This window comes from Pseudomonas sp. MWU12-2020, from assembly GCF_023100605.1.
GTDB classification, from domain to species: domain Bacteria; phylum Pseudomonadota; class Gammaproteobacteria; order Pseudomonadales; family Pseudomonadaceae; genus Aquipseudomonas; species Aquipseudomonas fluorescens_H.
The window spans coordinates 367,044-388,188 of the sequence record NZ_JALMEX010000004.1 but is presented as its reverse complement, the minus strand read 5'-3'; the positions used below and the strand labels follow the sequence as shown (position 1 = coordinate 388,188).

Here is a 21,145-nt window from a genome sequence, read left to right as displayed (position 1 = left end):
TCACGCCTTGTCCGTCGCGGACGCCGACGGCAAGGTGAAACCGGATACCGAACGGCGCAGCTGACTGGCCATCTTCGCCAGATTGCCGATGCTCTCGGCGGTGGCGGTCGAGCCGGATGACGTCTGCGTGGTGATCTGCTGGATCACGTTCATCGTCATGGAAATCTGCCCGGCCGACGAGGTCTGCTGCTGCGCCGCATTGGAGATGCTTTGAATCAGCGCGGCAAGGGTCTTCGATACGCCTTCGATTTCTTCCAGCGCCACTCCGGCATCCTGCGCCAGTCGCGCGCCGCGCACCACTTCGGTGGTGGTCTGCTCCATGGAAATCACCGCTTCGTTGGTGTCAGCCTGAATCGCCCGCACCAGCGTTTCGATCTGCCGGGTGGCCGCGGACGAGCGCTCGGCCAGCCGCTGCACTTCGTCGGCGACCACGGCAAAACCGCGCCCGGCATCTCCGGCCATCGAGGCCTGAATCGCCGCGTTGAGCGCGAGGATGTTGGTCTGGTCGGCAATGTCGTCGATCAGGCTGACGATGTCGCCGATTTCCTGCGACGACTCGCCCAGGCGCTTGATGCGCTTGGCGGTGTCCTGGATCTGCTCGCGGATGTTGTCCATGCCGTGGATGGTGTTGTGCACCACCTCGTTGCCCTTGTTGGCGATTTCCACCGAGCGCTCGGCCACCGCCGACGACTCGGCGGCGTTGGCCGAGACCTGATCGATGGACTGGGCCATGTCGCTGATCGCGGTCGAGGCTTCGGAGATCTGCTGCGCCTGATGTTCCGAGGCCTGGGCCAGGTGCATGGCGGTGGCCTGGGTTTCCTGCACGGCGGCGGCGACCTGGCCGGCGGTAAGGTTGATGGTCGCGACCAGATCGCGCAGTTGATCGACCGAGTAGTTGATCGAATCGGCGATGGTCCCGGTGAAGTCTTCGGTCACCGAGGCGGTCACGGTCAGGTCGCCGTCGGCGAGGTCTTCGATCTCGTCGAGCAGGCGCATGATCGCGTTCTGGTTGCGCTCGTTCTTCTCGGCGGTCTCGCGCAACTGGCGGTTGGTTTCACGAACCATGACCATGCCGATCAGGATAATCGAGGCCAGCGCCAGCAAACCCAGCACGTAGCCGCCGATGGTGTCGGTGCTGCGCCCGCCGGCAAGGTTTTCGAAACCGGTAGCGAGGTGCGAGGCTTCGTCGAGCAGGGTCTGCGACAGGCTGAAAATGTTGCTCGCCGACTCCCGGACCTTGAACAGTTCCGGTGAGGTTTCAAGGATTTCGTCCACGGAGCCGGAGACGAACTGGAACAGCTCGGAAATTTCACTCAGCCGCGCACGGGCATCACGGTCTTCGACCTGGCTGATTTTCAGGGTCGGGTTGCCCTGCAACATGCCGTTGAGGACTTGGCCGAAACGGGTGGCATCGCGGCCAAAAGCGTCGGCAGCCTGCTGCGAGTTTTCGTCGCCGGCCAGCACGGTGTTGACCGCGCCGAGAATGCGTTCAGCGAGCAGCGATTGGCGCTGGGCCATTGCCACCTGCGCTGCCGGGGCGCCGCGTTGCAAGAGGATTTCGACGACTTTTTCGTATTCGATCTGCAACTGCGGCACGGTTTCGGCCAGCGTCGCGGCGACTTGATGCAGAGAGAGCACGGTCTGTTCGCTGGAGAGAATCGCATCGGTATTTTTCAGCAGGCGTTCCCAGTCCAGCTGCACCGCGCGCATTTCCGGGCGCACGCTGGCCGGCGCGGGTGGCAGGCCGGTGGCCGGATCGCCCTTCTTCAAGTAACCCCAGCGCTGGGCGAAATCGTTACGCGCATCGCTCAGCAACTTGAACGCGGCGGCCTTGCCGGCGGCGGCTTCGGTGGCGTTCTTGGCAATCCGCTGCGACAGCACGCGCAGCTCACCGGCGTGGCCGATGTACTGCTTGTCGTAGTTGGCCTGGGTGTTGAGGTAGGCGAAGTTGGCGAACAGCAGCATGATGAACACGATCAGTGCGATGAACAGCACAATGATCTGCGAACGACTGCGCGACCCTTCCGCCGATTTGCCTGTTTTTGCTTTTGTCATCGGTCCTCGCCCTTAACCCACATCTTTGAGGCCTGCTGCAATCCCTGTGGGAGCGAGCCTGCTCGCGAAAGAGTTGGGTCAGCCAATATTCATCTTGCCTGACACGCCCTCTTCGCGAGCAGGCTCGCTCCCACAGGGGACAGTGTTGAATCGGTTATATCGCAACGCTCATGAACACCGGCGATTTGGCCAGTGCAAACAGGCTGAACACCCGCCAGTTCTGCTCGCGCCGGAAATAGCCTTTGACGAACTCGGCCTTGGAGCCCTGGCGCTTGCTGATCGAGATCGGCTCGAAGCTGTCCTGCTCGAAGTGCTGCAAACCGAACACCTCATCCACCAGCAACCCGGCGAACACGTCGTTGTGCTCCACCACCAATACCCGCCGCTGTTTGCGCAGCGGCGACAGCTCATGGCCGAAGAAGCCGCACAGGTCCATGATCGGCAGCAAGCGCCCACGCAGGTTAGCCACCCCTTTGACCCACGGCTTGACCCCGGGCAACTGAGTGCAGCGCGGTTCGTGCAGCACTTCGCTGACCTCGCCCATCGGCGTCACGTACCAGTGCTCGCCGAGGCGAAAGCCGATACCGCTCCAGCGATCCTGACGGCCGGCTTGCGACGGCAGGTCCGCCGCCAGCAGGCGGCAGCGCTGGTCGATCTGCCACAGCAGCTCGAACGCGGTCAGCGACTGGTTCATAGCGGCGCGATCAACCGGCCAGCACGTTGTTCAGGGTCTTGATCAGGGTGTCTTCTTCGACCGGTTTGGTCAGGTAATCCTTCGCGCCCTGGCGCGTACCCCAGACCTTGTCGGTTTCCTGATCCTTGGTGGTGATGATGATCACCGGAATATGGCTGGTCTCGGCATCCTTGGTCAGTTGCCGGGTGGCCTGGAAGCCATTGAGGCCGGGCATGACGATGTCCATCAAGACCGCGTCGGGCTTTTCCTGACGGGCCAGGGCCACGCCGTCGGCGCCGTTTTCGGCCTTGAGCACTTCATGGCCGTGCTTTTCGAGCATGCCGGTGAGTTTGTACATTTCAGTCGGCGAATCATCGACGATCAGGATACGTGCCATGGTCTTCCCCATTTTTCTTGTCGACATCCGGCCCGCTGGCCGAGCGTCACTGTACGTGTCTTACTGCGGCAAAACGGCGGCAAAGCCCGGAACGTGGGCCTGAATCGCGTCGAGCAGTTCTTCCTTGCTGAAAGGCTTGGTCAAAAATTGATCAGAACCGACAATCCGCCCCTTGGCCTTGTCGAACAGCCCGTCACGCGACGACAGCATGATCACCGGCGTGGCCTTGAACGCACTGTTGTTCTTGATTAAAGCGCAGGTCTGATAACCATCCAGACGCGGCATCATGATGTCGACAAAAATGATCCCGGGGTGGTGGTCGGCGATCTTCGCCAAAGCGTCAAAACCATCAATCGCCGTGATGACTTCGCAGCCCACATTTTTCAGCAGTGTTTCGGCGGTGCGACGAATCGTTTTCGAGTCATCGATCACCATGACCTTCAAGGCGCTGGACTGCTGTTCCATAAGGGGGCTCTACCGTCGCCTTTGCGAATCAAATTGTCCGTTTTGCAATGAGTAATGGCTGGAAACCCTTGATGCTCAAGGGCCAGCACGATATGCCAGCCTTTTTAGCACAGTCTCCAGAAGCAATCTATCGACGGGTTTTTCCTTGACCGAAAACCCGCCCGGCGCCACTCTGGCGGCACTTTTTCAATACCGATCCGGTAGCCAATTTTCGAGGAAAACCCAATGAGCGTTCGCGTCGGGATTGTCATGGACCCTATCGCCAGCATTTCCTATAAAAAGGATAGCTCGCTGGCCATGCTGCTGGCCGCGCAGAAACGTGGCTGGGAGCTGTTCTACATGGAGCAGCGCGACCTGTATCAGGCCGAAGGTCAGGCCCGGGCGCGCATGAAGCCGCTGAAAGTCTTCGCCAACCCGGAAAAATGGTTCGAACTGGACGCCGAGCAGGACAACCTGCTGAGCGATCTGGACGTGATCCTGATGCGCAAGGATCCGCCGTTCGACATGGAGTTCGTCTACTCCACCTACCTGCTGGAACAGGCGGAAACCGCCGGCGTGCTGGTGGTCAACAAGCCGCAGAGCCTGCGCGACTGCAATGAAAAACTGTTCGCCACGCTGTTCCCGCAGTGCACCCCGCCAACCGTGGTCAGCCGCCGCGCCGATGTGCTGCGCGAATTCGCCGCCAAGCACGGTGACGTGATCCTCAAGCCGCTGGACGGCATGGGTGGCACTTCGATTTTCCGTCATCGCGCGGGCGATCCGAACCTGTCGGTGATTCTGGAAACCCTGACCGCCCTCGGCAACCAGCAGATCATGGGCCAGGCCTACCTGCCGGCAATCAAGGACGGCGACAAACGCATCCTGATGATCGACGGCGAGCCGGTGGATTACTGCCTGGCGCGAATTCCGGCCCAAGGCGAAACCCGTGGCAACCTCGCGGCCGGTGGTCGTGGCGAAGCGCGGCCGCTGACCGACAAGGATCGCTGGATCGCCGCCCAGGTCGGCCCGACTCTGCGCGAGAAAGGCCTGCTGTTCGTCGGTCTGGACGTGATCGGTGAAAACCTCACCGAAATCAACGTCACCAGCCCGACCTGCATCCGCGAAATCGACAACGCTTTCGGTACCGACATCGGCGGCCTGCTGATGGACGCGATCGACAAGAAGCTGCAAGCCGCCGGCAAAAAGCCGCAAGCTTGACGTGTGTCACATGCAGCCTGTCGCTTGAAGCGTGAAGCCCAAGGCGTGAAACCAACATTGCGTTATCATGCGCAGCCTCTGAAAAACGCGATGTTGGTTTTCTTGTCATGACCCTCCCGTCCGATCTGCCCGCAGAACTCGCCCATCGTGGCGTGCGCCCGGCCGATCGCCTCGGATTTACCCTGTTTCTCGCGGCGCTGATTCATTTGGCGCTGCTGCTCGGTGTCGGCTTTACCATGGTCGAGCCCAAGCAGATCAGTAAAACCCTGGAAATCACTCTTGCCACCTTCAAGAGCGAAACCAAGCCGAAAAAGGCTGATTTCCTCGCTCAGGAAAACCAGGAAGGCAGCGGCACCCTGGACAAGAAGGCGATTCCCAAGACCACCGAGGTCGCGCCGTTCCAGGACAATCAGGTCAAGAAAGTCACCCCGCCCCCGGCCGCCAAACCGGAAGTGCGCGAAGCCGCGCCCAAGGCTGCGGTGACCACGGTGGCGCCGAAACAGCAAAAGGCGCCGACCAAGAAAGAAGAAACCAGGACCGAGACCAAACCTGCGGTCAACGCGCCGACGTTTGACAGCTCGCAGCTGTCCAGCGACATCGCCAGCCTCGAAGCGGAACTGGCCAACGAACAGCAGCTGTACGCCAAGCGCCCGCGCATTCACCGTTTGAGCGCCGCCTCGACCATGCGCGACAAGGGTGCCTGGTACAAGGACGACTGGCGCAAGAAGGTCGAGCGCATCGGCAACCTCAATTACCCGGAAGAAGCGCGGCGCAAGCAGATCTACGGCAATCTGCGGCTGATGGTCTCGATCAACCGCGACGGCTCGCTGTATGAAGTGCTGGTGCTGGAATCCTCCGGCCAGCCGCTGCTGGATCAGGCCGCGCAGCGCATCGTCCGACTGGCGGCACCGTTCGCGCCGTTCACCGGCGATCTGTCGGATATCGACCGACTGGAAATCATCCGCACCTGGAAATTTGCCCGGGGCGACAAGCTTTCCAGCAACTGACCGCCTGCATACAGGTTTTTTGTGGTGAGGGGATTTATCCCCGATCGGCTGCGAAGCAGTCGCAAAACCAGCATGCGCGGTATGTCAGGCATATCACGTCAATGGATTCAGGGCCGCTTCGCGCCCCATCGGGGATAAATCCCCTCACCACAAAGGTTCAGCTTCAACAATGGATCTGCGTTGTTCTCTGATCCCCAGCTTGTCAGTTCGCCCCTTGAACGCCACACTATCGCTCATGAAAAACGTCAGCCCCAGCTACCTCAAGCATCACTTCCTGATCGCCATGCCACACATGGCCGACCCGAACTTTGCCCACACCTTGACCTACATCGTCGAGCACACGGCCAATGGCGCCATGGGGCTGGTGGTCAATCGACCGCAAGAGCTGAATCTGGCTGACATCCTTGAGCAATTGCGCCCGGACATCGACCCGCCAGCGCTGTGCCAGCATGTGCCGATCTTCATTGGCGGCCCGGTGCAGACTGATCGCGGGTTTGTCCTGCATCCGGCGGGCAAGACCTTTCAGGCCACCGTCGAGCTGGACGGTAATCTGGCGCTGTCCACGTCCCAGGACGTGCTGTTCGCCATCGCCGACGGTGTGGGCCCGGCGAAAAGCCTGATTGCCCTCGGCTATGCCGGTTGGGAAGCCGGGCAACTGGAGGCCGAACTGGCCGACAACGCCTGGCTGACCTGCCCGTACGACGCCGACATCCTGTTCAACACCAGCAGCGAACTGCGGCTTGAGGCAGCGGCCCGGCACCTGGGGATCAACCTCAGCCTGCTGACCAGCCAGGCGGGGCACGCCTGATGGCCCTGCGCCTGATTCTCGGCTTCGACTACGGCACCAAACAGATCGGCGTTGCGGTCGGCCAGGTGATTACCGGCCAGGCCCGCGAGCTGTGCACCTTGAAAGCGCAGAACGGCGTGCCCGACTGGAATCAGGTCGAAGCGCTGTTCAAGGAATGGAAACCCGACGCCGTGGTGGTCGGCCTGCCGCTGAACATGGACGGCACGCCGAGCGAGATGTGCCTGCGCGCGGAGAAATTCGCTCGCCGTCTCAATGGCCGCTTCAATGTGCCCTTCTATACCCACGACGAACGCCTGACCACCTTCGAAGCCAAGGGTGAGCGACTGGTGCGTGGCGGGCAGAAAGGCAGTTACCGCGACAACCCGGTGGACGCCATCGCCGCCGCCCTGCTGCTGCAAGGCTGGCTCGACGAAAACACTGCATTGTTTGAATCCTGACAAGCGCTTCGGCGCTTTTCTTTTGAGTGATAACCCGAATCTCGTCCAAGGACGCGGCTCGGCCCCAAGAAGGAGCAACCATGAGCCTGCCCAATCCCGCCGATCTGATCAGCCAGATGGCGATCCGCCTCAAGGCGCACCTGGCACAGCGTGATATCCGCGAACCGCGTTACATCGGCATCCGCACCGGTGGCATCTGGGTCGCGCAGGCCCTGCTCAAGGAATTGGCCAGCGACGCGCCGCTGGGCACGCTGGATGTTTCCTTCTACCGCGACGACTTCAGCCAGAACGGCCTGCACCCGCAAGTGCGCCCGTCGGCCCTGCCCTTCGAGATCGAAGGCCAGCATCTGGTGCTGATCGATGACGTACTGATGAGCGGCCGGACCATCCGCGCCGCCATGAACGAATTGTTCGACTACGGCCGCCCGGCCAGCGTGACCCTGGTCTGCCTGCTCGACCTGGACGCTGGCGAACTGCCGATCCGCCCGAACGTGGTCGGCGCGACCCTGTCGCTGGCCGCCAACGAGCGCGTGAAGCTGTCCGGCCCGGAGCCGCTGACGCTCGAACTGCAAGACCTGAATCCTTAACCCGCCCTTATTGAGAGTCCCCCTCGCGATGACGCCTCTAGATACCAAGCGCCCGCTGCAGCTCAATGATCAGGGCCAGCTGCGCCACTTCCTCTCGCTCGACGGCCTGCGCCGCGAGTTGCTGACGGAAATCCTCGACACTGCCGACTCGTTCCTCGAAGTCGGTGCCCGGGCGGTGAAGAAGGTCCCGTTGCTGCGCGGCAAGACCGTGTGCAACGTGTTCTTCGAAAACTCCACCCGCACCCGCACCACCTTCGAACTGGCGGCCCAGCGGCTGTCGGCGGACGTGATCACCCTGAACGTGTCGACCTCGTCGGCCAGTAAAGGTGAAACCCTGCTCGACACCCTGCGCAACCTCGAAGCGATGGCTGCCGACATGTTCGTCGTGCGCCACGGTGATTCCGGCGCCGCACACTTCATCGCCGAACATGTCTGCCCGCAGGTGGCGATCATCAACGGCGGCGACGGCCGTCACGCGCACCCGACCCAGGGCATGCTCGACATGCTCACCATCCGTCGGCACAAGGGCGGTTTCGAAAACCTCTCGGTGGCGATCGTCGGCGACATCCTGCACTCGCGAGTGGCGCGTTCGAACATGCTCGCCCTGAAGACCCTCGGCTGCCCGGACATCCGCGTGATCGCGCCGAAGACTCTGCTGCCGATCGGCATCGAGCAGTACGGCGTCAAGGTCTACACCGACATGAACGAAGGCCTGAAGGACGTCGACGTGGTGATCATGCTGCGCCTGCAGCGTGAGCGCATGACCGGCGGCCTGCTGCCGAGCGAAGGCGAGTTCTACCGCCTGTTCGGCCTGACCACCGCGCGTCTGGCCGGGGCCAAACCCGATTGCATCGTCATGCACCCGGGGCCGATCAACCGTGGGGTAGAGATCGAGTCCGCAGTGGCCGACGGCCCGCACTCGGTGATTCTCAATCAAGTCACCTACGGCATCGCCATCCGCATGGCCGTGCTGTCGATGGCCATGAGCGGGCAAACAGCGCAACGTCAATTCGAGCAGGAGAACGCCCAGTGAAGCTCAGCATTCTCGGCGCCCGCGTCATCGATCCAAGCAGCGGCCTGGATCAAATCACCGACATCCACGTTGAAGCCTGCAAGATCGTCGCCCTCGGCGCCGCACCGGCCGGTTTCACCGCAGTAGAAACCATCGACGCCAGCGGTCTGGTCGCCGCACCGGGGCTGGTCGACCTGAACGTGGCCCTGCGCGAACCGGGTTACAGCCGCAAAGGCAGCATCGCCAGCGAAACCCGCGCGGCTGCGGCCGGCGGCGTGACCAGCCTGTGCTGCCCACCGAAGACCAAACCGGTGCTCGACACTTCGGCCGTGGCCGAACTGATCCTCGACCGCGCCCGCGAGGCCGGCAACACCAAGGTGTTCCCGATTGGCGCGCTGAGCAAAGGTCTGGACGGCGAGCAACTGGCCGAACTGGTGGCGCTGCGCGACGCCGGTTGTGTGGCGTTCGGCAACGGTCTGGAGAGTTTCCGCAACACCCGCACCCTGTGCCGGGCGCTGGAGTACGCAGCCACCTTCGACCTGACGGTGATTTTCAATTCGCAGGATCACGATCTGGCGGATGGCGGTCTGGCCCATGAAGGCGCGGTCGCCAGTTTCCTCGGTCTGCCGGGGATTCCGGAAACCGCGGAAACCGTGGCCCTCGCTCGCGATCTGCTGCTGGTCGAGCAGACCGGCGTGCGCGCGCACTTCAGCCAACTGACCAGCGCGCGCGGTGTGGCCCTGATCGCCCAGGCGCAGGCCCGTGGCTTGAAGGTCACGGCGGATGTCGCCCTGTATCAGTTGATCCTCACCGATGAAGCGCTGATCGACTTCAGCAGCCTGTATCACGTGCAACCGCCGCTGCGCACCCGCGCCGACCGCGATGGCCTGCGCGAAGCGGTGAAATCCGGAGTGATTTCGGCGATTTCCAGCCATCACCAACCGCATGAGCGCGACGCCAAACTGGCACCGTTCGGCGCGACCGAGCCGGGCATCAGCAGTGTGGAATTGCTGCTGCCGCTGGCGATGACGCTGGTTGAGGATGGCTTGCTGGATCTGCCGACCCTGCTGGCGCGCCTGAGTGCCGGGCCTGCGGATGCGCTGCGTCTGCCGGCGGGCAAACTGGCGGTGGGCGGTGCGGCGGATATCGTGCTGTTCGACCCGAAGGCGTCCACCGTGGCCGGCGAAGGCTGGCTGTCGAAGGGCGAGAACTGCCCGTTCCTTGGGCATAGTTTGCCGGGTGTGGTGCGTTACACCTTGGTGGATGGGCGGGTCAGTCACCAGGCGTAACTCTGTGGCGAGGGAGCTTGCTCCCGCCGGGCTGCGCAGCAGACCTTCTTTTGGATCAAGAGAGGGGCCGCTTCGCGACCCAGCGGGAGCAAGCTCCCTCGCCACAATTACTGGAAGGCGCCGCGGTTCTGCGCGTTACGCACCGAAACCTGATCATTCAGGGTCCAGAAGTCATACAGCACGCCGACAAAGAACAACCCGCCGGTCAGCAGATACAGCAAGCCGCTGATCCACTTGCCCTGGTACATCCGGTGCACGCCGAATACGCCCAGGAACGTCAGCAGAATCCACGCCACGTTGTATTCGATCGGTCCTGCGGTGAAACGCAGATCCGCCTCGCGATCCATCGCCGGGATCAGGAACACGTCGATCAGCCAGCCAATACCCAGCAGACCGAAGGTGAAGAACCAGATCGTCCCGGTCACCGGCTTGCCGTAATAGAAGCGGTGCGCGCCGGTGAAACCAAAAATCCACAGCAGATACCCGATGATTTTGCTGTGCGTATCCTGCGGTGCAGCAACCTGCTGATAGCGATTCATGAAGACCTCGATTCACCCAATAGATAAATTTTCTTTAATTCTTTGTGACTTTTTTACATGTGGCCGACGTACGGCAAATGTTAACGTGTCGTCCGTCAAAGCCTTATAGCACCGGACTTCTGTCCGACAATTGCGTCCATTTGCCGCTTGTTTGGTTCCGTTGCCCTCAGATGGAATCGACCAACGGCCTCGGAAGGGACGAAAAAGCTGTTATAAAGTTGCGCGCTACCACATAAGAGCCACGCCTAATGCGACCATTTTTCAAGACATGGCTAACTATTTGCCTATTAATGCCACTGGCCGCCCACGCCACCAATCGTGAGCAACGTCTTCCCAACGTTAACGGTTTCACCCCTAAATCCCACGCTTCGGCTCCTTCGAGCAAGAGCAGCAAACAAACGAAACACACCACGCTCGCCAGCAAGAACCACGGCAAGCTGGTGCCACCGATGGCCAACAAGGAAAGCAGCAACGTCCTGAGCCGTGCGGTGAACGTCCTTGGTACTCCTTATCGTTGGGGCGGCAGCAGCCCAAGTAAAGGGTTCGATTGCAGTGGTCTGGTGAAATATGCGTTCAACGACGCGACCTTCGACCTGCCACGCACCTCCAACGCGATGGCCAGCGGTCATGGCGAGAAAGTTGAACGCAAGGATCTGAAACCGGGCGACCTGATTTTCTTCAACATCAAGAGCCGTCGGGTCAACCACGTTGCCATCTACCTGGGCAATGACCGCTTCATCCACGCCCCACGCCGTGGCAAAGCGGTGAGCATCGATACGCTGAACAAGCCGTACTGGGAACAGCATTACGTGGTTGCCAAGCGTGTGTTGCCGAAAGAACCGGCCGGCAAGCAGATGCGCGTGGTTCAGCGCTGAGCTGACTGATCCAGAATCTGCTCAAGCAGTACTGACCCCTTCGCGAGCAAGCCCGCTCCCACATGGAAATGCATTCCAATGTGGGAGCGGGCTTGCTCGCGAAGAGGCCAGTGAAAGCAACACAAGCCTCTCTCAGAAATTATCCGGCGTACGCGCCTTCTCCCGCGCATGCTCGCGGCTGATCAGGCCCTTGGTCACCAGCTCCTTCAGGCACATGTCGAGTGTCTGCATCCCCAACGACCCGCCGGTCTGAATCGCCGAATACATCTGCGCCACCTTGTCCTCGCGGATCAGGTTCCGGATCGCCGACGTTCCGAGCATGATCTCGTGCGCCGCCACCCGTCCGCCGCCGATCTTCTTGATCAGGGTCTGCGACACCACCGCCAGCAATGACTCGGACAGCATCGAACGCACCATGGACTTCTCGTCGCCCGGGAACACATCGACAATACGGTCGATGGTCTTGGCGGCTGACGTCGTGTGCAGCGTGCCGAACACCAGATGCCCGGTCTCAGCGGCGGTCAGGGCCAGGCGAATGGTTTCCAGGTCGCGCATCTCGCCCACCAGGATCACATCCGGGTCTTCGCGCAGCGCCGAGCGCAACGCCGTGGCGAAGCTGCGGGTATCGCGATGGACTTCGCGCTGATTGATCAGGCATTTGCGCGATTCGTGGACAAACTCGATCGGGTCTTCGATGGTGAGAATGTGGTGATGGCGATGGGTGTTGAGGTAGTCGATCATCGCCGCCAACGTGGTGGATTTGCCGGACCCGGTCGGCCCGGTCACCAGCACCAGCCCGCGCGGCGCATCGGTGATCTTGCGAAAGACGTCGCCCATGCCGAGGTCTTCCATGCTCAGCACTTTCGAGGGAATGGTGCGAAACACCGCGCCAGCGCCACGGTTCTGATTGAACGCATTGACCCGAAAGCGCGCGACGCCGGGGACTTCGAACGAGAAATCCGTTTCCAGGTGTTTCTCGAAGTCGACCCGCTGGGTGTCATTCATGATGTCGTAGATCAATTCGTGCACTTGTTTGTGATCCAGCGCCGGCAGATTGATCCGCCGCACATCGCCATCGACGCGGATCATCGGCGGCAGACCGGCCGACAGGTGCAGGTCGGAAGCGCCCTGTTTGGCGCTGAACGCCAGCAGTTCAGTGATATCCATAGCGTCCCTCAATTCCAGTAGAATGCCGCGAACCTTCAGACCGCCGGCGCCTCTTGATGTCCACGATAGCAGACAACATTCTTCAGGTTAGTTCGCGTATCCAGGCAGCGGCCAAAGCTGCAAACCGCGATGAACACAGCATCCAGTTGCTGGCCGTGAGCAAGACCAAGCCGGCGCAGGACCTGCGTGAAGCCTACGCCGCCGGCCTGCGTGACTTTGGCGAGAACTATCTGCAGGAAGCCCTGGGCAAACAGCTCGAACTGGCCGACCTGCCCTTGATCTGGCACTTCATCGGCCCCATTCAATCGAACAAGACTCGCGCCATCGCCGAGCATTTCGACTGGGTGCACTCCGTGGATCGTCTGAAAATCGCCCAACGCCTGTCCGAACAGCGCCCGGCCGAGCTGCCGCCGCTGAACATCTGCATTCAGGTCAACGTCAGTGGTGAAGCCAGCAAGTCCGGCTGCACCCCGGGCGACCTGCCGGCGCTGGCCGAGGCCATCAGCGCCCTGCCCCGGCTGAAACTGCGCGGGCTGATGGCGATTCCCGAGCCGACCGAAGATCGCGCCGAACAGGATGCCGCTTTTGCTGCCGTGCAACGTTTGCAGGCCAGCCTGAATCTGCCGCTCGACACACTTTCCATGGGCATGAGCCACGACCTCGAGTCGGCCATCGCCCAAGGCGCCACGTGGGTGCGGATCGGTACCGCGCTGTTTGGCGCCAGAGATTACGGTCAGCAATGACCGACAGCCATCTGAAAAAGGACCTGACATGAGCAACACACGCATTGCCTTTATCGGTGCCGGCAACATGGCCGCCAGCCTGATCGGCGGCCTGCGGGCCAAGGGTCTGCAAGCCAGCCACATTCGCGCCAGCGATCCGGGCGAAGAGACGCGCAAACGCGTCAGCGCCGAACACGGCATCGAAACCTTCGCCGACAACGCCCAGGCCATCGAGGGCGTCGACGTGATCGTGCTGGCGGTCAAGCCACAGGCGATGAAAGCCGTGTGCGAAGCCATCCGCCCCAGCCTGAAGCCGCAGCAACTGGTGGTGTCGATCGCCGCCGGCATCACTTGCGCGAGCATGACTGCGTGGCTTGGCGAGCAGCCGATCGTGCGCTGCATGCCGAACACCCCGGCACTGCTGCGCCAGGGCGTCAGCGGCCTGTACGCCACCAGCGAAGTGACCGCCGAGCAGCGTCAGCAGGCTGAGGAGCTGCTGTCCGCCGTGGGCATCGCGCTGTGGTTGAACGAAGAGCAGCAACTCGATGCGGTGACCGCCGTCTCCGGTTCCGGCCCGGCGTACTTCTTCCTGCTGATCGAAGCGATGACCGCCGCTGGCGTCAAACTCGGCCTGCCAAAGGAAATCGCCGAGCAACTGACCCTGCAAACGGCTCTGGGCGCCGCGCACATGGCGGTATCCAGCGATGTCGACGCTGCCGAACTGCGCCGCCGCGTGACCTCGCCAAATGGCACCACAGAGGCCGCGATCAAATCATTCCAGGCTAATGGCTTCGAAGCCCTGGTAGAAAAAGCACTCGGCGCCGCCGCGCACCGCTCGGCCGAAATGGCCGAACAACTGGGCAAATAAGGAGCCTTACATGATTGGATTGAACACTGCAGCGGTTTACGTGCTGCAAACCCTCGGCAGTCTGTACCTGCTGATCGTGCTGCTGCGCTTCGTCCTGCAACTGGTGCGCGCGAACTTCTACAACCCGCTGTGCCAATTCGTGGTCAAGGCTACCCAGCCGCTGCTCAAACCACTGCGCCGGATCATCCCGAGCATCTTCGGCCTCGACATGTCGTCGCTGGTGCTGGCGATTCTGGTGCAGCTGGCGCTGATGGCCCTGACCCTGCTGCTGACCTACGGCACCACCGGCAACCCGCTGCAACTGTTTATCTGGTCGATCATCGGCGTCACCGCGCTGTTCCTGAAGATTTTCTTCTTCGCCCTGATCATCAGCGTGATCCTGTCGTGGGTCGCCCCGGGCAGCCACAACCCGGGCGCTGAACTGGTGAACCAGATCTGCGAGCCGGCGCTGGCACCGTTCCGCCGCATCCTGCCGAACCTCGGCGGTCTCGACCTGTCGCCGATCTTCGCCTTTCTGGCGCTGAAGCTGATCGACATGCTGGTGATCAACAATCTGGCGGCAATGACCATGATGCCGGACATCCTGCGCCTGCTGATGTGAGCTGGTTTCGCTGGGACGGCGACGATCTGATCCTCGAATGTCACCTGCAACCGGCAGCCCGCAGCGATGATTTCGTCGGGCTGCACGGTGACCGCCTGAAGATCCGCCTCACCGCGCCGCCGGTCGAGGGCAAGGCCAATGCGTATCTGATGGGCTTTCTGGCCAAGGCGTTTGGGGTGTCCAAGAGCCAGGTCAGCTTGCTCAGCGGCGAGTTGAACCGGCAGAAACGGGTGAAGATCTGTGCGCCGAAGAAGCTGCCGGAGTTGGCGGGATTGGTGCGTCCAGCCTGATCCACTGTGGTGAGGGGATTTATCCCCGATGGGTCGCGAAGCGGCCCCCTTGTTGCTGCCAACCTCATTCTCTCTGCACGGCCAAAGATTACAGGGCTGCTACGCAGCCATCGGGGATAAATCCCCTCACCACAGGGACTTCGCTCAATCAACGATCAGGCCCGATCGTTGCTTGCCGCTAACCCCCATGCTCTTTAGACTTACGCCTCATTTCAACGAGAGCAGGGTCGATGCCAGCTGCCTTTCCCCCCGATTCTGTTGGTCTGGTGACGCCGCAAACGGCGCACTTCAGTGAACCTCTGGCTCTGGCCTGTGGCCGTTCGCTGCCTGCCTACGACCTGATCTACGAAACCTACGGCACGCTGAACGCGCAGGCGAGCAACGCCGTGCTGATCTGCCACGCCTTGTCTGGTCATCATCATGCTGCCGGCTATCACAGCCCCGACGACCGCAAGCCCGGTTGGTGGGACAGCTGCATCGGCCCCGGCAAACCGATCGACACCAACAAGTTCTTCGTGGTCAGCCTGAACAATCTGGGCGGCTGCAACGGCTCCACCGGCCCGAGCAGTATCAACCCGGAGACCGGCAAGCCATTCGGCGCCGACTTCCCGGTGCTCACCGTCGAAGACTGGGTGCACAGCCAGGCGCGTCTGGCTGACCTGCTCGGCATTCGTCAGTTCGCCGCCGTCATCGGCGGCAGCCTAGGCGGCATGCAGGCGTTGCAGTGGACCATCACTTACCCGGATCGCGTGCGCCACTGTCTGGCGATCGCCTCGGCCCCCAAGCTGTCGGCGCAGAACATCGCCTTCAACGAAGTGGCGCGCCAGGCGATCCTTACCGACCCGGAGTTCCACGGCGGTTCGTTCCAGGAAGCGGGCGTGATCCCCAAGCGCGGGCTGATGCTGGCGCGGATGGTCGGGCACATCACCTACCTGTCCGACGACTCCATGGGCGAGAAATTCGGCCGCGGCCTGAAGAGCGAAAAGCTCAACTACGACTTCCACAGCGTCGAGTTCCAGGTCGAAAGCTACCTGCGCTATCAGGGTGAAGAGTTTTCCGGGCGTTTCGACGCCAATACCTATCTGTTGATGACCAAGGCACTGGACTACTTCGATCCGGCGGCGAACTTCGACGATAACCTGGCGAAAACTTTCGAAAACGCCACCGCCAAGTTCTGCGTGATGTCGTTCACCACCGACTGGCGCTTCTCCCCGGCCCGCTCGCGGGAGCTGGTGGACGCGCTGATGGCGGCACGCAAAGACGTCAGCTACCTGGAAATCGACGCGCCACAGGGCCACGACGCCTTCCTGATTCCGATCCCGCGCTATCTGCAGGCGTTCGGCAATTACATGAACCGAATTACGGTGTGAACAAGCCATGAGAGCTGATCTGGAAATCATCCAGGAATGGATCCCCGCCGGCAGCCGCGTGCTCGACCTCGGTTGCGGCGACGGCGAATTGCTGACCTGGTTGCGCGACAACAAGAACGTCACCGGTTATGGCCTGGAAAACGACGCCGATAACATCGCCGAGTGCGTGGCCAAGGGCATCAACGTCATCGAGCAGGACCTGGACAAGGGGCTGGGCAACTTCGCCAGCAACAGTTTCGACATCGTCGTCATGACCCAGGCCCTGCAAGCCGTGCATTACCCGGACAAGATCCTCGACGAAATGCTGCGGGTCGGTCGTCAGTGCATCATCACCTTCCCCAACTTCGGTCACTGGCGCTGCCGCTGGTACCTGGCAAGCAAGGGCCGGATGCCGGTGTCGGAATTTCTGCCATACACCTGGTACAACACGCCGAACATTCACTTCTGCACCTTCGAAGATTTTGAAGAACTTTGTCGCGAACGTGATGCGAAGGTCATTGATCGGCTTGCCGTGGATCAACAGCACCGTCACGGGTGGGCCAGTAAGCTATGGCCTAATCTGTTAGGTGAGATTGGTATCTACCGCGTCAGCAGCCCGGTGCTTGCAGATCATCGGGTCGCGGTCTGAACCACGACATTTCGAGGAGAACGATCATGGGTCGTCTAGCCCTGTTGTTACTGACCGCCTGCCTGAGCGCCAGCGCCATGGCAGCGGACATCATCAAAAGCGAGCGCCAGGAAACCTTCGGCGACGTGACGGTGCACTACAACACCTTCAACTCCACCTACCTGCAGCCGGACATCGCCGAGGCAGCGACGCTGATCCGCAGCAACAATCAGGGCGTGATCAATGTCTCGGTGATCAAGGACGGCAAACCGCTGGTCGCCAGCGTCACCGGCACGGTCAAAGACCTGACCAGCCAGAGCGTGACCCTGAATTTCCGTCAGGTGAGCGAACAGGGCGCGGTCTACTACCTCGCCCAGTATCCGGTGGAACAGCAGGAAACCCGCACCTTTGAAATCAAGGTGCAAACGGGTGACAAGATCAACACCATCAATTTCAATCAAGACCTCTTTCCCGGCGAACAATGAACATCAAGCAGCTCGTACTGGCCAGCCATAACGCCGGCAAACTCAAGGAACTCCAGGCCATGCTCGGCGACTCGGTGCAACTGCGCTCGATCGGCGAATGGAGCAAGGTCGAGCCGGAAGAAACCGGCCTGTCGTTCGTCGAGAACGCGATCCTCAAGGCGCGCAATGCCGCGCGCATCTCCGGCCTGCCGGCGCTGGCCGATGATTCCGGTCTGGCGGTGGATTTCCTCGGCGGCGCGCCGGGCATCTATTCGGCACGCTACGCCGATGGCAAGGGCGATGCGGCGAACAACGCCAAACTGCTCGACGCCCTCAAAGATGTGCCGGAAGCCGAGCGCGGCGCGCAGTTCGTCTGCGTGCTGGCACTGGTGCGTCACGCCGATGATCCATTGCCGATTCTCTGCGAAGGTCTGTGGCACGGACGCATCCTGACCGCCGCCAGCGGCGAGCACGGTTTCGGCTATGACCCGCTGTTCTGGGTGCCGGAGCGTGACCTGTCCAGCGCCGAACTGAGCCCGGCCGACAAGAACCGGATCAGCCACCGCGCCCGTGCAATGGATCTGCTGCGCCAGCGTCTGGGCCTGAAATGACCGATAGCCCCTCCGCGTCGTCGCTGATCATCGGCGGCGCCGCCTCTTCGCCGCGGGCGCCGCTGCCAACGCTGCCACCCCTGGCGCTGTACATCCACATCCCGTGGTGTGTGCGCAAATGTCCGTATTGCGATTTCAACTCGCACACCGCCAGCCCAGTGCTGCCGGAGCAGGAATACGTCGACGCGTTGCTGGCCGATCTCGATCAGGATCTGCACGCGGTGTACGGCCGTGAAATCAGTTCGATCTTCTTCGGTGGCGGTACGCCGAGTCTGTTCAGCGCCGAAGCGCTCGGGCGCTTGCTCAAAGGCGTCGAGCAGCGCATCCCGTTCGCCCACGACATCGAGATCACCCTGGAAGCCAATCCCGGCACCTTCGAGCAAGAGAAGTTCGTTGCGTATCGCAAGCTGGGGATCAATCGCCTGTCGATCGGCATCCAGAGCTTCCAGCAGCAGAAACTCGAAGCCCTCGGGCGTATCCACAACGGTGACGAAGCTGTACGTGCGGCGGGTATGGCGCGCCAGGCCGGGTTCGATAACTTCAACCTCGACTTGATGCACGGCTTGCCGGATCAGTCGCTGGACGATGCCTTGAGCGATCTGCGCCAGGCCATCGAACTGAAACCGACGCACATCTCCTGGTATCAGCTGACACTGGAGCCGAACACGGTGTTCTGGAACCAGCCGCCGGTGCTGCCAGAAGACGACACGCTGTGGGACATTCAGGAAGCCGGGCAAGCGCTGCTGGCCGCGCACGGTTACGCGCAATACGAAGTCTCGGCCTACGCGCAGCCTGGGCGCCCGGCGCGGCATAACCTCAATTACTGGAGTTTCGGCGACTTCATCGGCATCGGTGCCGGCGCCCACGGCAAGCTCAGCCACCCGGACGGGCGCATCGTGCGCACCTGGAAGACACGCCTGCCGAAGGACTATCTCAACCCGGCCAAGAATTTCCAGGCCGGCGAGAAAGCCCTGAGCAACGACGAGATGCCGTTCGAGTTCCTGATGAACGCTTTGCGCCTGACGGCCGGGGTGGAATCGCACCTGTATCCCGAGCGCACCGGCCTGCCACTGGAAAGTCTCGCCGAACACCGCCGCGAGGCCGAACAAAGTGGCCTGATGCAGGTCGAACCGTCACGTCTGGCGGCCACCGAGCGCGGACAACTGTTCCTCAACGATTTGCTGCAGAAATTTCTGAGCTGAGCCCTAACGGCCGCCCCAAGGAAAACCGCATGGATTTGATACTCGATCTGCTCGCCACCGTGTCCCGCTGGAGCCGCAGCAACCTCTCGGAAATCGCCCTGGCGCTGGTGGGCTGCCTGCTGGTGCTGTTCGGCGCCGACTTCAAGGGCTGGGTCGAGCAGCGTCTGGGCAGCATCGCCGGCGCCCTGCGCGTACCGCTGATGGCCCTGCTGTGCGTGATCGGCAGCGGCGCCGCACTGATCTACGCCACACCGTGGGTGGTCAAGGGCCTGAGCCAGTTCAACAACTACAGCCTGGCGCCGGTGTTGCTGGTGGTGCTGGTGTTGATTGGCGTCGTCGCGGACCGCCGCTGAATCCAATACCCCCAAAACAACTGTGGGAGCGGGCTTGCTCGCGAAGGCGTCGGGTCAGTCAACATCAACGTTGAATGATCCACCGCTTTCGCGAGCAAGCCCGCTCCCACAGTTGATCGCAATGACAGGGACGTTCATGAGCAAAAAACTGTTGGACGAGACAAGCAAATTTCTCAGCTTCGTATTGCGCCACGAACCTCAGGCGGTTGGTCTGACGCTGGATTCTGAAGGCTGGGCGAATATCGACGCACTGATCAGCGGCGCTATGGGTGACGGTCGTAAACTGGATCGCGAACTGATTGAAGCAGTCGTTACAAGTAGCGACAAAAAGCGCTTCTCGATTTCCGAGGACGGCCAACTGATTCGTGCGGTTCAGGGCCATTCAACGAAAAGCGTGGATCTGCAGTTTGAGCAGAAACAGCCCCCGCAAATGCTGTATCACGGCACGGCGACGCGCTTTCTTGAGTCAATCAAAGAACAAGGCCTGATCCCGGGATCACGCCATCACGTGCACCTTTCCCAAGACATCGACACCGCTACGGCGGTCGGGCAGCGCTACGGTACCGTGGTGATTTTGAAAGTCGCCGCACGACAAATGGAAGAACAGGGCTTCAAGTTCTATCAGGCCGAAAACGGTGTCTGGCTTACAGAACAGGTGCCGGCTCGATTTCTTTCCACCCTGTAATTTCTGAGCACACAAAACAACTGTGGGAGCGGGCTTGCTCGCGAAGGCGTCGAATCAGTCAACATCAACGTTGAATGATCCACCGCTTTCGCGAGCAAGCCCGCTCCCACATTGGGTTTTGCGTGATGCTTAGGAGATTTTCTCGAACTTCAGATCCCACACGCCATGCCCAAGACGTTCGCCGCGGCGTTCGAACTTGGTGATCGGCCGTTCAGCCGGGCGTGGTACGCACTTGCCGTCTTCGGCGAGGTTGCGGTAGCCCGGGGCGACGTTCATCACTTCCAGCATGTACTCGGCGTACGGCTCCCAGTCGGTGGCCATGTGCAGGATGCCGCCAACCTTCAGCTTGCTGCGCACCAGTTCGGCGAAGGACGCCTGAACGATACGACGCTTGTGGTGACGGCTCTTGTGCCATGGATCCGGGAAGAACAGCATCAGGCGATCGAGGCTGTTGTCGGCGATGCAGCGGTTGAGCACTTCGATCGCATCGCAATCGTAGACCCGCAGGTTGGTCAGGCCCTGAGTCAGCACGCCGTTGAGCAGCGCACCGACACCCGGACGGTGCACTTCCACACCGATGAAGTCCTGATCCGGCGCCGCCGCGGCCATTTCCAGCAGCGAGTGACCCATGCCGAAACCGATCTCCAGCGAGCGCGGCGCCGAGCGGCCGAACACCTGATCGTAATCCACCGGCGCGTCGGCCAGCGGCAGCACGTACAGCGGCGCGCCCTGATCCAGACCACGTTGCTGGCCTTCGGTCATGCGCCCGGCGCGCATCACGAAACTCTTGATGCGGCGGTGTTGGCGCTCGTCGCCCTCTTCCGTCTGGAGAGGCGTGTCGTTCGATTCAGTCATCAATGGCTC

General features: G+C 61.5%; 26 protein-coding genes and 1 pseudogene. 20 read left to right on the top strand and 7 right to left on the bottom strand.

Annotated features, from left to right (window positions below):
- The 4 genes from M0814_RS12180 to pilG all read right to left on the bottom strand — a co-directional run bounded on the left by M0814_RS12180 (window position 1) and on the right by pilG (window position 3,590).
- Complete coding sequence (locus M0814_RS12180; RefSeq protein WP_003229088.1) at window positions 1-2,055, bottom strand: methyl-accepting chemotaxis protein; 2,055 nt, start codon at window positions 2,053-2,055, stop codon at window positions 1-3.
- A 154-nt stretch (window positions 2,056-2,209) separates the two neighbouring features.
- Window positions 2,210-2,749 carry a chemotaxis protein CheW gene (locus tag M0814_RS12175; RefSeq protein ID WP_103485180.1) on the bottom strand — a complete coding sequence of 180 codons (540 nt, stop codon included), beginning with the start codon at window positions 2,747-2,749 and terminating at the stop codon, window positions 2,210-2,212.
- Between the two features lie 10 nt (window positions 2,750-2,759).
- Window positions 2,760-3,125 (bottom strand): twitching motility response regulator PilH, encoded by a 366-nt coding sequence (pilH, locus tag M0814_RS12170; RefSeq protein ID WP_003229091.1) that lies wholly within the window; start codon window positions 3,123-3,125, stop codon window positions 2,760-2,762.
- Between the two features lie 60 nt (window positions 3,126-3,185).
- The gene (gene pilG / locus M0814_RS12165; protein WP_003229093.1) at window positions 3,186-3,590 is read right to left on the bottom strand and encodes a twitching motility response regulator PilG; all 405 of its coding nucleotides are present in this window, start codon (window positions 3,588-3,590) and stop codon (window positions 3,186-3,188) included.
- A gap of 225 nt (window positions 3,591-3,815) precedes the next feature.
- Between pilG and gshB the strand changes: the two genes are divergently transcribed.
- The 7 genes from gshB (at window position 3,816) to M0814_RS12130 (ending at window position 9,927) form a co-directional block, all read left to right on the top strand.
- Window positions 3,816-4,787 carry a glutathione synthase gene (gene gshB / locus M0814_RS12160; protein ID WP_003229095.1) on the top strand — a complete coding sequence of 324 codons (972 nt, stop codon included), beginning with the start codon at window positions 3,816-3,818 and terminating at the stop codon, window positions 4,785-4,787.
- Window positions 4,788-4,894: 107 nt separating this feature from the next.
- Window positions 4,895-5,794, top strand: coding sequence for an energy transducer TonB (locus M0814_RS12155; RefSeq protein ID WP_003229097.1), 900 nt, complete (start codon window positions 4,895-4,897; stop codon window positions 5,792-5,794).
- Between the two features lie 235 nt (window positions 5,795-6,029).
- On the top strand, window positions 6,030-6,602 hold the full coding sequence (locus M0814_RS12150; protein WP_103485179.1) for a YqgE/AlgH family protein: 573 nt from the start codon (window positions 6,030-6,032) through the stop codon (window positions 6,600-6,602).
- A complete protein-coding gene (gene ruvX / locus M0814_RS12145) occupies window positions 6,602-7,039 on the top strand; it encodes a Holliday junction resolvase RuvX (RefSeq protein WP_003229101.1) in 438 nt (145 codons plus the stop codon). The genes M0814_RS12150 and ruvX overlap by 1 nt, the downstream gene beginning before the upstream one ends.
- An 80-nt stretch (window positions 7,040-7,119) precedes the next feature.
- The gene (gene pyrR, locus M0814_RS12140; RefSeq protein ID WP_003229104.1) at window positions 7,120-7,626 is read left to right on the top strand and encodes a bifunctional pyr operon transcriptional regulator/uracil phosphoribosyltransferase PyrR; all 507 of its coding nucleotides are present in this window, start codon (window positions 7,120-7,122) and stop codon (window positions 7,624-7,626) included.
- 28 nt (window positions 7,627-7,654) lie between these two features.
- Entirely contained in the window at window positions 7,655-8,659 is a 1,005-nt protein-coding gene (locus M0814_RS12135; RefSeq protein WP_003229107.1) for an aspartate carbamoyltransferase catalytic subunit, read from the top strand.
- Entirely contained in the window at window positions 8,656-9,927 is a 1,272-nt protein-coding gene (locus M0814_RS12130) for a dihydroorotase (RefSeq protein ID WP_103485178.1), read from the top strand. The genes M0814_RS12135 and M0814_RS12130 overlap by 4 nt, the downstream gene beginning before the upstream one ends.
- 107 nt (window positions 9,928-10,034) lie before the next feature.
- Here the strand turns inward: M0814_RS12130 and M0814_RS12125 are convergent, their stop codons facing one another.
- On the bottom strand, window positions 10,035-10,466 hold the full coding sequence (locus M0814_RS12125) for a TM2 domain-containing protein (RefSeq protein WP_041063521.1): 432 nt from the start codon (window positions 10,464-10,466) through the stop codon (window positions 10,035-10,037).
- Window positions 10,467-10,714: 248 nt separating this feature from the next.
- Between M0814_RS12125 and M0814_RS12120 the strand changes: the two genes are divergently transcribed.
- Window positions 10,715-11,341 carry a C40 family peptidase gene (locus tag M0814_RS12120; protein WP_003229112.1) on the top strand — a complete coding sequence of 209 codons (627 nt, stop codon included), beginning with the start codon at window positions 10,715-10,717 and terminating at the stop codon, window positions 11,339-11,341.
- Window positions 11,342-11,473: 132 nt separating this feature from the next.
- Here M0814_RS12120 and M0814_RS12115 read toward each other — a convergent pair whose 3' ends face one another.
- Window positions 11,474-12,508: a type IV pilus twitching motility protein PilT gene (locus M0814_RS12115; protein ID WP_103485177.1), complete on the bottom strand. Its 1,035-nt coding sequence runs from the start codon at window positions 12,506-12,508 to the stop codon at window positions 11,474-11,476.
- A gap of 56 nt (window positions 12,509-12,564) precedes the next feature.
- On the opposite strand from M0814_RS12115, the gene M0814_RS12110 reads away from it, so the two are divergent.
- The 12 genes and pseudogenes from M0814_RS12110 to M0814_RS29155 all read left to right on the top strand — a co-directional run.
- The gene (locus M0814_RS12110; RefSeq protein ID WP_103485176.1) at window positions 12,565-13,251 is read left to right on the top strand and encodes a YggS family pyridoxal phosphate-dependent enzyme; all 687 of its coding nucleotides are present in this window, start codon (window positions 12,565-12,567) and stop codon (window positions 13,249-13,251) included.
- Window positions 13,252-13,279: 28 nt separating this feature from the next.
- The gene (gene proC / locus M0814_RS12105; RefSeq protein WP_103485175.1) at window positions 13,280-14,098 is read left to right on the top strand and encodes a pyrroline-5-carboxylate reductase; all 819 of its coding nucleotides are present in this window, start codon (window positions 13,280-13,282) and stop codon (window positions 14,096-14,098) included.
- A 10-nt stretch (window positions 14,099-14,108) separates the two neighbouring features.
- Entirely contained in the window at window positions 14,109-14,699 is a 591-nt protein-coding gene (locus tag M0814_RS12100) for a YggT family protein (RefSeq protein ID WP_003229120.1), read from the top strand.
- Window positions 14,696-14,989 carry a DUF167 domain-containing protein gene (locus M0814_RS12095; protein ID WP_103485174.1) on the top strand — a complete coding sequence of 98 codons (294 nt, stop codon included), beginning with the start codon at window positions 14,696-14,698 and terminating at the stop codon, window positions 14,987-14,989. Before M0814_RS12100 ends, M0814_RS12095 begins: the two co-directional genes overlap by 4 nt.
- Before the next feature lie 230 nt (window positions 14,990-15,219).
- On the top strand, window positions 15,220-16,359 hold the full coding sequence (locus M0814_RS12090; protein WP_003229124.1) for a homoserine O-acetyltransferase: 1,140 nt from the start codon (window positions 15,220-15,222) through the stop codon (window positions 16,357-16,359).
- 7 nt (window positions 16,360-16,366) lie between these two features.
- Window positions 16,367-16,987: a methionine biosynthesis protein MetW gene (gene metW, locus M0814_RS12085; protein WP_003229126.1), complete on the top strand. Its 621-nt coding sequence runs from the start codon at window positions 16,367-16,369 to the stop codon at window positions 16,985-16,987.
- Window positions 16,988-17,013: 26 nt separating this feature from the next.
- Complete coding sequence (locus M0814_RS12080) at window positions 17,014-17,451, top strand: DUF4426 domain-containing protein (RefSeq protein ID WP_103485173.1); 438 nt, start codon at window positions 17,014-17,016, stop codon at window positions 17,449-17,451.
- Window positions 17,448-18,041, top strand: a complete 594-nt coding sequence (rdgB, locus tag M0814_RS12075; RefSeq protein ID WP_103485172.1) for an RdgB/HAM1 family non-canonical purine NTP pyrophosphatase — start codon at window positions 17,448-17,450, stop codon at window positions 18,039-18,041. The genes M0814_RS12080 and rdgB overlap by 4 nt, the downstream gene beginning before the upstream one ends.
- Entirely contained in the window at window positions 18,038-19,243 is a 1,206-nt protein-coding gene (gene hemW / locus M0814_RS12070; RefSeq protein WP_103485171.1) for a radical SAM family heme chaperone HemW, read from the top strand. The genes rdgB and hemW overlap by 4 nt, the downstream gene beginning before the upstream one ends.
- A 29-nt stretch (window positions 19,244-19,272) precedes the next feature.
- Window positions 19,273-19,596 (top strand): DUF3392 domain-containing protein, encoded by a 324-nt coding sequence (locus tag M0814_RS12065; protein ID WP_003229134.1) that lies wholly within the window; start codon window positions 19,273-19,275, stop codon window positions 19,594-19,596.
- Window positions 19,597-19,732: 136 nt separating this feature from the next.
- Window positions 19,733-20,281 (top strand): RNA 2'-phosphotransferase, encoded by a 549-nt coding sequence (locus M0814_RS12060; RefSeq protein ID WP_003229136.1) that lies wholly within the window; start codon window positions 19,733-19,735, stop codon window positions 20,279-20,281.
- A 22-nt stretch (window positions 20,282-20,303) separates the two neighbouring features.
- Window positions 20,304-20,390, top strand: a pseudogene (locus tag M0814_RS29155) (metal ABC transporter ATP-binding protein); the annotation flags it as partial.
- A gap of 20 nt (window positions 20,391-20,410) precedes the next feature.
- On the opposite strand, the gene trmB reads toward M0814_RS29155, so the two are convergent.
- A complete protein-coding gene (trmB, locus tag M0814_RS12050; RefSeq protein WP_003229138.1) occupies window positions 20,411-21,136 on the bottom strand; it encodes a tRNA (guanosine(46)-N7)-methyltransferase TrmB in 726 nt (241 codons plus the stop codon).
- Window positions 21,137-21,145: the final 9 nt, after the last annotated feature.